11 protein-coding genes are annotated in these 11375 nt (G+C 41.1%); 10 read left to right on the top strand and 1 reads right to left on the bottom strand.

Translation table 11 applies throughout. The features are described 5' to 3' along the window. The first annotated feature begins 144 nt into the window (after positions 1–144). The 4 genes from nadA (at position 145) to ABE613_RS14305 (ending at position 3738) form a co-directional block, all read left to right on the top strand. Positions 145–1050, top strand: coding sequence for a quinolinate synthase NadA (nadA, locus tag ABE613_RS14320; protein WP_347376738.1), 906 nt, complete (start codon positions 145–147; stop codon positions 1048–1050). A 66-nt stretch (positions 1051–1116) separates the two neighbouring features. Further along, the gene (locus tag ABE613_RS14315) at positions 1117–2274 is read left to right on the top strand and encodes an L-aspartate oxidase (protein WP_347376737.1); all 1158 of its coding nucleotides are present in this window, start codon (positions 1117–1119) and stop codon (positions 2272–2274) included. A gap of 25 nt (positions 2275–2299) precedes the next feature. After that, positions 2300–3151 carry a carboxylating nicotinate-nucleotide diphosphorylase gene (nadC, locus tag ABE613_RS14310; RefSeq protein WP_347376736.1) on the top strand — a complete coding sequence of 284 codons (852 nt, stop codon included), beginning with the start codon at positions 2300–2302 and terminating at the stop codon, positions 3149–3151. 77 nt (positions 3152–3228) lie between these two features. Beyond that, on the top strand, positions 3229–3738 hold the full coding sequence (locus ABE613_RS14305) for a transcription repressor NadR (RefSeq protein WP_347376735.1): 510 nt from the start codon (positions 3229–3231) through the stop codon (positions 3736–3738). Between the two features lie 9 nt (positions 3739–3747). On the opposite strand, the gene ABE613_RS14300 is transcribed toward ABE613_RS14305, so the two are convergent. After that, positions 3748–6318 carry a PEP/pyruvate-binding domain-containing protein gene (locus ABE613_RS14300; protein ID WP_347376734.1) on the bottom strand — a complete coding sequence of 857 codons (2571 nt, stop codon included), beginning with the start codon at positions 6316–6318 and terminating at the stop codon, positions 3748–3750. A gap of 155 nt (positions 6319–6473) precedes the next feature. On the opposite strand from ABE613_RS14300, the gene ABE613_RS14295 reads away from it, so the two are divergent. The 6 genes from ABE613_RS14295 (at position 6474) to ABE613_RS14270 (ending at position 11102) form a co-directional block, all read left to right on the top strand. Then, positions 6474–7322, top strand: coding sequence for a putative manganese transporter (locus ABE613_RS14295; RefSeq protein ID WP_235233573.1), 849 nt, complete (start codon positions 6474–6476; stop codon positions 7320–7322). A 107-nt stretch (positions 7323–7429) separates the two neighbouring features. Then, positions 7430–7852: a DUF6465 family protein gene (locus tag ABE613_RS14290; protein ID WP_235233576.1), complete on the top strand. Its 423-nt coding sequence runs from the start codon at positions 7430–7432 to the stop codon at positions 7850–7852. A 196-nt stretch (positions 7853–8048) separates the two neighbouring features. Next, the gene (locus ABE613_RS14285) at positions 8049–8870 is read left to right on the top strand and encodes a hypothetical protein (RefSeq protein ID WP_235233577.1); all 822 of its coding nucleotides are present in this window, start codon (positions 8049–8051) and stop codon (positions 8868–8870) included. A 62-nt stretch (positions 8871–8932) separates the two neighbouring features. Next, on the top strand, positions 8933–9106 hold the full coding sequence (locus tag ABE613_RS14280; RefSeq protein WP_235233579.1) for a hypothetical protein: 174 nt from the start codon (positions 8933–8935) through the stop codon (positions 9104–9106). 80 nt (positions 9107–9186) lie between these two features. Next, positions 9187–10017, top strand: a complete 831-nt coding sequence (locus ABE613_RS14275) for a PHP domain-containing protein (protein WP_347376733.1) — start codon at positions 9187–9189, stop codon at positions 10015–10017. Positions 10018–10190: 173 nt separating this feature from the next. Beyond that, complete coding sequence (locus tag ABE613_RS14270) at positions 10191–11102, top strand: putative ABC transporter permease (protein WP_347376732.1); 912 nt, start codon at positions 10191–10193, stop codon at positions 11100–11102. The last annotated feature ends 273 nt before the right edge of the window (positions 11103–11375 follow it).

Raw genomic sequence — 11375 nt, 5'->3', positions numbered from 1 at the left:
ATATCTTTTCCCATTCTTTTTTATTACTTTCGCATATCTGTGATTGAAAATATTTAAAAATTAATATTTGTAAATACAACTGTCTTGTCACATGTAAATTACAGTGGTATAATGGTCTGAGTCTGAAAAAGGAGAGAAAAAGTTATGACTATCGTAGATAAAATTGAAAAGTTGAAAAAAGAGAAGAACGCAGTGATTCTGGCACATTATTATGTGAAGCCGGAAGTACAGGAAATTGCAGACTATATTGGGGACTCCTATTATCTTAGTAAAGTAGCCGTTGGGCTTAAAGAGCAGACCATTGTATTCTGCGGTGTTGAATTTATGGGAGAGAGTGCCAAGGCATTGAATCCCCAGAAGACAGTGCTTATGCCGGATCTGAGCGCAGATTGCCCGATGGCGCATATGGCAGATCCTGAGATTATTCAGAAGATGCGGGATACATATGAAGATCTGGCGGTTGTGTGTTATATCAATTCTACAGCAGAATTGAAGAAATATTCTGATGTATGTGTAACTTCGGCGAATGCAGTGAAGATTGTAAAGGCACTTCCCAATAAAAACATTTTCTTTATTCCGGACCGTAATCTGGCTCATTATATTGCAGGGCTTGTGCCGGAGAAGAATTTTGTATATAACGAAGGATTCTGTCCGACGCATGAAAGAATGCAGGCAGAGGAAGTTCTGGAAGTAAAAAAAGAACATCCAGAGGCAAAAGTATTATCTCATCCAGAATGCAGGACAGAGATTCTGGAGATTTCTGATTATATTGGAAGCACTTCCGGGATTATTAGATACGCGACTGAAAGCGAAGAAAAAGAATTTATTATCTGTACGGAAGAAGGAGTTTCTTATAAGCTTTGTCAGAACAATCCAGAAAAGAAGTTTTATTTTCCGAATTCAGTCCCGACCTGTCCAAATATGAAGAAGAATTCTTTGGAAAAGATATTGCATGTTCTGGAGACAGGAGAGAATGAAGTCCAGATTACAGAAGAGCTTCGCGAAGCTTCTGTGAAACCATTGGAGAGAATGCTGGAGCTTGCGAAGTAGAGAAGATGCAGAACAAAAAGTATCTGCGAATAAATGGGGCATTTTGGCACCGGGAAGGATTGAAAGATGAAGATACATACCGATGTTGTTATTGTTGGTACAGGAGTGGCTGGTCTGTTCAGTGCACTTCATCTGCCCTCGGACAAGAAGATTCTTATGATTACAAAATCAGATCTGGAGAGCAGTGACTCTTTTCTGGCTCAGGGAGGAATCTGCGTTTTGAGAGATGAATCTGACTATGACAGCTATTTTGAAGATACAATGAAGGCGGGGCACTATGAGAACCGCAGAGAATCTGTAGATATTATGATTCGAAGTTCTAGAGATATTATCAACGAGTTGGTTGGATATGGAGTGGAATTTGAAAAAAAGGATGGAGAGTTTGAGTATACCCGAGAAGGTGCTCATTCAAAACCACGTATTTTATTTCATGAGGATATTACGGGAAAGGAGATTACAAGTAAGCTGTTGGCACAGGTCAAGAAACTTGACAATGTGACTATTTATGAATATACAGCTATGACGGATATTATTGAAGATGATGGAAGATGTATCGGTATTCTGGCAGAAAATGAACATGGTAAGCTGACTGTATATGCAGAGAATACGATTCTGGCAAGTGGCGGTATTGGCGGAAAATATAAGCATTCTACGAATTTCCCACATTTGACAGGTGATGCACTTGATATTTCGAAAAAACACGGCATTCGCCTGGAACATCTGGACTATGTGCAGATTCACCCGACGACACTTTATTCTGAAAAGCCGGGACGACGATTCTTAATATCGGAATCTGTGCGAGGAGAGGGTGCTGTGTTATATAATAAGAAGAAAGAGCGTTTTGTTGATGAGCTGTTGCCGCGGGATGTGGTGACAAAGGCTATTCATGAACAGATGGAGAAAGACGGTTCCGAATATGTATGGCTTTCTATGGAGCATATCCCGAAAGAGGAGATTATGAAGCATTTTCCGAATATATACCAGCATTGTCTCGAAGAAGGGTACGATGTAACGAAGGAATGTATTCCGGTAGTGCCGGCGCAGCATTATTTTATGGGTGGAATCTGGGTGGATTCTGACAGCCGGACTTCTATGGATCATCTGTATGCTGTTGGTGAGACGAGTTGCAATGGTGTACATGGGGCGAATCGTCTGGCAAGTAATTCGCTGCTGGAGAGTATGGTATTTGCTAAACGGGCAGCACAAAAGATTGGACGCTCATAGTGTGAAGAGAAGGAGACATTAGATTATGAATAAGATTACAATGACTTTACAGGCGGATCATCTGATCCTGGAAGCGCTGAAAGAAGATATTTCCAGTGAGGATGTAACCACGAATTCTGTGATGAAAGAAGCGGTGAAAGGCGAAGTGGATCTGATCTGCAAACAGGATGGAATTATCGCCGGGCTTGAGGTATTTGCCAGAGTGTTCCAGTTGCTGGATGCAGATACAGAGGTTCAGTTGTATTGTAAAGATGGAGACGAAGTGAAAAATGGACAGCTGATGGGAAAGGTTCTTGGTGATATCCGTGTCCTGTTATCTGGTGAGCGGGTTGCCTTGAATTATCTTCAGCGTATGAGCGGAATTGCGACCTACACACATTCGGTCGCATCACTGTTAGAAGGCAGTCATACGAAACTGTTGGATACTCGTAAGACAACGCCGAATATGAGGATTTTTGAAAAATATGCAGTTCGCGTAGGCGGAGGATATAATCATCGGTATAATCTGTCGGATGGAGTATTGCTGAAGGATAATCATATTGGTGCAGCCGGCAGTGTGACGAAAGCGGTTCAGATGGCAAAGGAATATGCTCCTTTTGTGAGAAAGATTGAAGTGGAAGTGGAGAATCTGGATATGGTGAGAGAAGCGGTTGAAGCAGGCGCAGATATCATCATGCTTGATAATATGTCTACAGAAGAGATGCAAGAGGCAATCCGTATCATAGATGGACGCGCCAAGACAGAATGTTCAGGAAATGTTACCAGAGAGAATATCGGACGTCTGACATCCTTGGGCGTGGATTATATTTCCAGCGGAGCTTTGACTCATTCTGCACCAATATTAGATATTTCCCTAAAGAATCTTCATGTGGTATAATAGCTGTGCAGACAATGAGTGCTGCAAGGAAAACCAGCAAAAGAGTTCGTATATGATCAGGGAGGTGAGAAGCATTTATGACTGGTTCTGAAAGAAGAACAGAGATTATCCGGCAGATACAAGAAAGTGCAGTGCCGGTGTCAGGAAGCAGGCTGGCTTCCACATATGAAGTAAGCCGCCAGGTCATTGTGCAGGACATTGCATTGATTCGTGCGGCGGGTTACGATATCATCTCCACAAACCGGGGATATATCTTGAATACTCCGAAGACGGTCAGCAGAGTATTTAAAGTACAGCATACCGATGATCAGTTGGAAGAAGAATTGTGCGCCATCGTTGATCTGGGGGGCTGTGTAGAAAATGTTATGGTCAATCACCGGGTATATGGTCATATCGAGGCGGAACTTCATATTAATTCGAGAAGAAAAGTGGGAGAATTTATGGAAGATATCCGAAGTGGCAAGTCCAGTCCGTTGAAGAATATAACATCTAACTATCATTATCATAAGGTTACTGCAGACAGCGAAGATACTCTAGATATGATAGAGAATACCTTAAAAGAGAAAAAGTTTTTAATAAAAACGTAAGACAGTGCTTTATCCCAGCACTGTCTTTTCGTTTCTTACATCAGAGTATAGACGTATTCCTTTTCCATGCAGGTTGTAGACCCGGATGATATCTGTATATTCTCCGCAGTCGGGAAGAATATTGGTCAATACATTTGGTTCATCTTTGAAGAAGTCCTTATTGAAATAGATTGTTCTGTTATTGTCAAAGATGGCGGTATAGAAAATCTCTGCTTCTACCAGATCTTGGAACATGTGGCTCCCGTAAGAAAGTTCTGGCATGTAACCGACTTCACTGTCAGACATCTCGCAGATGGCATGGAAATGATGAATCTCCGCGAATGTTACCGGAACGCCAAGTTCTGGTGAGGATGTGCCGATTCTTCCCGGAACGAAGAGCATAAGTTTCTCGTTGCTTTTTCGGAAATAATGATTGATGTCACCGATAATACGAGCAATGTCCGGTTTTTGCTTATATGGACATTGATAGTAGCCCTTGGAGTCTACCCATACAATGTAGTCAATCCGTTCAGACTGGGATCCTCCCATGGAGGAATTGGTCACAGAGAAGACGGTCTGTTCCTTTGGAAAATCTGGAACGGTGACTGCGTCCCGTGATGTACCGATCTGAAGCGGACGGCATTGAAGCAGGTTGAAGACGAATTCACCGGAAGCATTGCTGTTGATCGTAAATTCAATATCCACCGGATAATTATATGCGTTTTGCAATGTGCGAAGAAGAGACTTCATACATTCGGTAAATGCTTTATTCCGAACAAGACCTTCACAACTTGCGAAGAGGATCTCACGATGCTGTCCTCGTTCCCGGAAGGTTCGTTCTGCATCAAAATCATGTTCCAGAACCATTCGTTTATACCATGGATCCATATAAGGAGTAACCTCTTTGACCGAACGGGTGGCAAGTGCCTTATTCCGGTAGTCAATCAGATCTACATAACGCTGGGAATATTGATGCTTTGCCCAACTGTCGGTCAGGGTAGAACTTTCTGGCTGAGCCAGATTGACAATTCGTGGATAATCTCCTTCGGTACGGTCGACCGCACGGGTTCCGAGCCCCATGACAAGTCGCAGCATTCCGCAGGAAGCATCCAGAGAATCGCTCCAGCGATAGGAACTGTAGGAATAACCGACGCCGGCAGCATTGGGCATCAGAAAATCTTCGTACATGGAACCGGATACACGCTGAATCAAAAGAGCCATCTGTTCATCCTTATAACCAAGCCCGCGCTGTTTCCGGTATTCCAGTGCAGACAGATTCATGGTACTGGCATATACGGTGCGGACAGCATTTTCCAGTTCCGTCAGACGCTCGGTGATATCACCAGTGTTAATGCAGAAGACAGATTCATATTTTCCGGCAAATGCATTTCCAAAACCGTCTTCCTGAAGACTGCTGGAGCGGACAATGATCGGGCGTTGCCCAAAATATTCTAACATACGAATAAACTGTTGCCTTGTTGCTTCTGGAAAGACTCCGTTTTTGAATGCTTCTTCGATCTGAGGGGCCAGATGAAAGTATCCTTCTTTTGTCTTTTGACTGATATGAAGACGCCAGAACTTATTATGTACAATATACGTATAGAAGACATCTGAACCAAGATAATAGGAGTCATGTGGTTCCATGTGTTGAAATACTTCTGGCGCATCTTTAGCAACGATTTTTCTCGCGAGAAGCATGCCACAGGCTTTTCCACCGATACTTCCGGTTCCGATCATACGATTATAGATATGAAAATAATCCTCTGGTTCAAAATATGTCTTCAACAATTCCAGAATCTTTGGATCACGTGACATCATATTCTGGCAGAAGGTATCTTCTGTCTCTGCGGAAAAAGTACGGTCTTTATGGTAAATGCGGCTGGCGTCCGATACGAAACGTTCCCAACTGTCCAGGTTCTGATTTTCATAGATGCGAGTCATGTTGTCCACCAGGGTGTAAAATCGGCTGACTTCATATCCTCCGCGCAGAGGTAGAAAAGAACCATCCTTTGTAATGTATTGGTGTGGAAGGAACATATTTAGTGAATAACGATTCCATACTTTGAGTGGATTAATATACAAGCTGTTGGCATCGCTATAGACGTCCAGAAGAAGCTGAGTCGTCTCCTGAATACGGGCAATTGCATCAAAAGAGTGGAGCCCGCGAAGAATTGGAAAATAAGCGACAGTATTTAGTTCAAACAGATAAGGACAGGTTACCTGGAAAAAATTCCCCATCATCAGGTCGGTGGCCCATGCAGCCTGCAAGTCCGACAGACAGTCAAAGATATAGAAGACATCCTTTCCTTCTGCAGCAATTTGTTTTCGAACATTCATGGTGAAAGCCTCAAATCCTTCGGATGGATCAAATTCATAGCACGGAACTTGGGTAGATTCATCCAGAAGCCTTGGGTGACCAGTGAAATGCATATACAGAATCTTGCGTCCATCGCTTAGCGCCTGTTGATAAAATGGTTCTACAAAGAATAGATATTCTTCCATAGTTGAAACTTGCCATACGACATTGTCGCCCAGACGAATGTTATCAAGGATGGAATCCAGGCCGGAAAGCCCAGATGAAATTCGTTCAAATGTACTCAAAATAATCCCTCCTACTTAAGTCTAACATAATATAAGTATACAAGATTTTTTTTGGAAAAGGATAGATTTTCTCATTTTTTCATTTTCTCCTTGTAAATTCACGAAACAACATCTAAAATAGACCTATTAGGTCAAAAACAGAAAGGACAATATATATGGAAATGATAAAGGACGTGATACTGGATACCGGTCTGGATTGCTTGAAAATGCTGCCATATTTATTTGTAGCCTTTATATTGATAGAAGCACTGGAGCATTATTCTGGTGAATTTACAGAAAAGGTTCTGGCAAAAGTAGGAAAGGCAGGTCCGATCTTTGGAGCGGTCGCAGGATGCATCCCTCAGTGTGGATTCTCCGTTATGGCAGCGAATCTTTACGCAGGAGGAATTATTTCCGTGGGGACACTTCTGTCTGTATTTATTGCAACTTCAGATGAGGCAATCTTAATTATGCTGGGGAATCCTGATGCTGTACAAGAAGTTGGGATATTGCTTGTGGCAAAAGTGGTGATCGCTATTGTTGCAGGATATGTGATAGACATTTTCTTTCAAAAGAAGATATCCATACCAAAAGAAAGTGGAAATCTTTGCGATGAATGTGGATGTCATGAAGAAGAGTCTGCGATTTTAAAACCGGCATGGCATCATACAATCAAAATATTTGTGTATTTGTTGGTATTTACTGGAGTACTGAATCTTTGCATAGAGATTTTCGGAATTGAACAATTATCTACATTTTTGCTTGGAGATACAATCTTTCAGCCATTCATAGCTGCAGTTATTGGACTGATCCCTAATTGTGCGGCTTCTGTGATTCTGACACAGCTATATTTAAACGGAGCAATCTCTTTTGCATCTGTTATTGCAGGTTTGTGTACCGGGGCGGGAATTGGACTGGTTGTATTGTTTAAAATTAACAGAGAGAAAAAAGAAAATCTAAAAATAGTAGGAGTTCTGTATATTATTTCGGTGATCGCAGGGGTTATTTTGGAAATATTTGCCTAAGAAAAAGGGGATAGCATAGTGAGGAGCGAAAATTGCTTTTTTGAAAAAGTGTGCTATAATAACTTGAACTAGGTGATGAGGCTTAGGAAGATTGAGGAGGAATTATCATGGCCACAAAGAAAGTAACACCAGCAACTAATGAAACTGTAAAAGAAACTGCAGCAACAAACACAGCGACAAAGGTAGCTCCGGAAGCAAAAGCTGAACCGGCTAAGACCCCCGCAGAAAAGAAAGCAACAGAGAAAAAGACACCTGAGAAGAAAGCACCTGCAAAAAAGGCAGCAACAACAGCCAAGAAAACAACAACTAAAAAAACAACAGCGAAAAAAGAAATCAAAGTAAGTACTTATGTTCAGTGTTATGGAAAACAGGTAGAAGAAAAAGAAATCATTGCCAGCGTAAAAAAATCATGGACAAAATCCGGCAAAAAAGTTGGCGATATTAAGACAATGGAATTATATATTAAGCCTGAAGAAAATGCTGTTTACTATGTAATTAACGGAACAGAGACAGGCGCAGTTGAATTCTAGCAAGTTTAGTGTGATGTTGGAAAGTCCCTCGAATTTCGAAGGGACTTCTTTTTTTGAACAAAAAGGTACAGGGCAAAATTCAATTGGGGACGTAGTATTTTTGCAAAATACTACGTCCCCAATTGAATAAAAGTGGTAAATAATGTTATAATGGTAGCGGTAAAAATAAGTAATAGGGGACAAAGGAGAAATTGGCATGGAAGAAATGATGAACCTGATGGGAAGTGACTTGCTGGGAATGTTAGGAGAAAACGGCAATGTATTTCTGGCATGGACCAGACAGATGTTAATGATTGCTTTGATTGTGACTATTGTAATAGGTTTGGCAATCTGTTTCTTTGGATTGAAGATAGTAAGAGTCCTTACGGCAATTGTTGGTTTAGTTGTGGGAGCGGTGATTGGAGGCGTCGTGGCGCTGATGATCGGACTTAATGATACAGCACTCTTGGCGGTGATCGGAGTGAGTGCGGTTATTGTTGCGGTGTTGTTTGCATGGCTGCGTCGTTTGGGGATTTTTTTCCTGATTCTCTTTTATGTGTTTGGTGTCTGTGCTTCGCTTGTGGGTGTTAAGCCTGTATTTTTGTTGATTATTTATTTTGTTGTTGCTTTGGTATTGGCAGTTTTGTCTGTTTTTTGGACAACACCGCTTGTTATTATTGTAACTGGACTAGAGGGCGGAGTATCAGCAGGTCTGGCGATTGCCTCGTTGGCAGGTTTGAATCAGAATGTGTGGATTGGCTATGGAATCAGTATTTTAATCGCATTGATTGGAATGTGGGTGCAGTTCATGATGCAGTCCAGGAAGGTTGGAAAAAAAGAAAAAGTGTACTCCAGAAAAGTGAAAGAAGAAGTCTCCAGAGAGTCGGAAGTTGAGAAGGCAAGAATGATGCTGGATGATGAAGAGGATGAAGAGGATGTTTTTGAAGATCCAGAAGAAGTGAAAAAAGTACCAAAAGAAAATGATACAGAAGATGAAGAAGATGATGATATAGAAATATTTAACACGGAAGAATTATAAGTCCCGATTATGACACACCTCTCCTGATATAGTAGTGACTATAGAAGGAGAGGTGCTTTATTATGGGTAAAAAGAAGAATATGATAATTGCAATACTTGGATGTGTATTGCAGATATTAATGATGGTGACGTATAGTTTTTCTTCAATGCAGATATCAGGAGTTGTTTATATCATTGCATGGCTGGTATGTGCATTGATTGTAAGAAATGTATTAAATGAAAAAAAGGTAATTTAATCCATAGCCATCCGGTTTTATTGTATTTTAAAGCAAATGTGATATAATAGTTTTAGAATATGAATGAAGGAGGCCTTGTTATGAAGATCGATATGCATTGTCATGTAAAAGAGGGTTCTATAGACAGTAAAGTGGGATTGGATGAATATATCACCAAGCTAAAAGAACAAGGCTTTGACGGTATGTTGATTACCGACCATGATACTTACAAAGGATACCGTCACTGGAAGTATGATATGAAAGGAAAGGTTCACGAGGATTTTGTAGTATTAAAAGGAATCGAATATGATACCTGTGATGCGGGTCACATTATCTGTATTATGCCTGAAGGGGTGAAGATGCGCCTTTTGGAACTGAGAGGTATGCCGGTAAGTATGCTGATCGATTTTGTTCATCGTCATGGTGGAATCCTGGGACCGGCTCATCCATGTGGCGGAAAGTATCTTAGCTTTACGAATACGAAGCGCTTCTACAAATCACCAGAGATCATAAAACGGTTTGATTTTATCGAGGCTTTTAATGCTTGTGAACCAGCAGAGTCCAATGAGGGTGCAATGAAGCTGGCTAAAAAGTATAAAAAGCCGGGGATTGGAGGCAGTGATTCACATAAGCTGGAATGTGTGGGACTTGCCTATACAGAATTACCGGAATATGTAACTTGTGAGACGGAGTTGATTTCCCTGATACGCAGAAAAGTCCCGATAGAAGCTGGCGGAACTCTGTATGGAAAGACGACAAAGGATAAGATGGGAAAGGCAGATAAGATCCTGACTTATTCATTCTGGTTCTACAATAAAGGCGGTGAATTGCTGAGACGGCGTAAGCGGAAGGAAAAAGGGCAGATTGAGAATCCAGTAGATCCGATAGATCCTATAGAGATTCCATATCTGCGTTTTCAGAACAGATTGTAAGAGTAATATCTTATGATATAGAAGATAATAAAGCATGTTGAACATCGGAAAGATATCTGGGGTGCAGATATTCTTTCCGATTGTTTGCATTTGGAAACTAAAAGATTTACTATTTGACGGAAACTGTAATGTGAAGTATACTTTCTAGATAAGAATTTGAAGGGAGTTGACGTATGCAGACATATTTTTTTATACTTTATTTCTTTACATATGGCTTTTTCGGATGGTGTACAGAAGTTGCTTACGCAGCTACACAGCAAAGAAAATTTGTAAACCGGGGATTTTTAAATGGTCCAATCTGTCCGGTCTATGGAATCGGAGTGGGAGTGGTCGTTCAGTTCCTGACACCATTTGAAAATAACTTATTCCTCCTTTATATAACCTCAATAATTGTAGTAACAGTGATTGAGGGACTGACCGGTTATCTGATGGATAAATTATTTCACCATAAATGGTGGGATTATACGAATCAGCCATTGAATATCGGGGGATATGTATGCCTGTTGTTCTCCCTTGCCTGGGGTGTTGCGTGCGTGATCATTGTAAAGGTGATTCATCCGTTCATCCACAAAGTGTTGGCGTGGATTCCTGTGAAGGTTGGAATTGCTCTGAGTGTGTTGCTTGGGATGACTCTGGTTGTTGATATTGTTGTAACTGTTTCGGCAGTGTTGAAGCTGAACAGACGCCTGGAAGCAATGGAGAAGATTGCGGCAGAATTGAGAGAATTCTCCGACAAGGTTGGAGAAAATATATACGAAAATGTCATGGAAACTATGGAATTCCAGGAAGAAGCCAAGAAACAGCTGGATTCGGCAACTTTGGAACTGCGTGAGAAGCTGGAGACGGTATCTGAAGAACAGAAGACCCGCATGGCAGAACAAAAAGAACGGATTACTGAGCAGAAGAATCGCATGGCAGAACAAAAGGCCCGTATAGAAGAGTTGAAAACAAAATATGCGGAGCTGGCAGGACGCAGTACAAGAGTCAGTATTCGTCTGGTAAAAGCATTCCCGAAGATGGAATCCAGACACCACAAAGAGATTTTAGAAGAATTGAAACTTCGTGTAAAAAAGAACCGGAAGTAATCCGGTTCTTTTTTGAACGGTGGTATTGACAAAATAAGAAAATATAGATATGATAAGAGCACTCGTCTAAGAAATCTAATCATTATCATTCAAAGGGGTATCCCCATCGGGAAGATTCGTTCCCAATTTCCAAAACGAGAAAAGAACCATAATAACTTCTCGGAATCTCAATGAATGAGATTCCAAGCGAAAATTGACAACTGAATATCGTGCAGGAAAAGAAATTTGCGAGAAATGGACATAAACATTGGACATAGAGGATACTATGCCTTG

It is taken from the genome of Dorea chungnamensis (genome assembly GCF_039832125.1).
Lineage (GTDB): Bacteria > Bacillota > Clostridia > Lachnospirales > Lachnospiraceae > JAFBIX01.
This window is presented reverse-complemented; position numbering and strand designations above follow the sequence as displayed.

Bases quoted from the DNA above. Each gene is read 5' to 3' on its own strand.
- ABE613_RS14315 (WP_347376737.1), top strand. From the start codon at position 1,117: ATGAAGATACATACCGATGTTGTTATTGTTGGTACAGGAGTGGCTGGT.
- ABE613_RS14270 (WP_347376732.1), top strand. From the start codon at position 10,191: ATGCAGACATATTTTTTTATACTTTATTTCTTTACATATGGCTTTTTC.
- ABE613_RS14290 (WP_235233576.1), top strand. From the start codon at position 7,430: ATGGCCACAAAGAAAGTAACACCAGCAACTAATGAAACTGTAAAAGAA.
- ABE613_RS14285 (WP_235233577.1), top strand. From the start codon at position 8,049: ATGGAAGAAATGATGAACCTGATGGGAAGTGACTTGCTGGGAATGTTA.
- nadA (WP_347376738.1), top strand. From the start codon at position 145: ATGACTATCGTAGATAAAATTGAAAAGTTGAAAAAAGAGAAGAACGCA.
- ABE613_RS14305 (WP_347376735.1), top strand. From the start codon at position 3,229: ATGACTGGTTCTGAAAGAAGAACAGAGATTATCCGGCAGATACAAGAA.
- ABE613_RS14280 (WP_235233579.1), top strand. From the start codon at position 8,933: ATGGGTAAAAAGAAGAATATGATAATTGCAATACTTGGATGTGTATTG.
- ABE613_RS14275 (WP_347376733.1), top strand. From the start codon at position 9,187: ATGAAGATCGATATGCATTGTCATGTAAAAGAGGGTTCTATAGACAGT.
- nadC (WP_347376736.1), top strand. From the start codon at position 2,300: ATGAATAAGATTACAATGACTTTACAGGCGGATCATCTGATCCTGGAA.
- ABE613_RS14295 (WP_235233573.1), top strand. From the start codon at position 6,474: ATGGAAATGATAAAGGACGTGATACTGGATACCGGTCTGGATTGCTTG.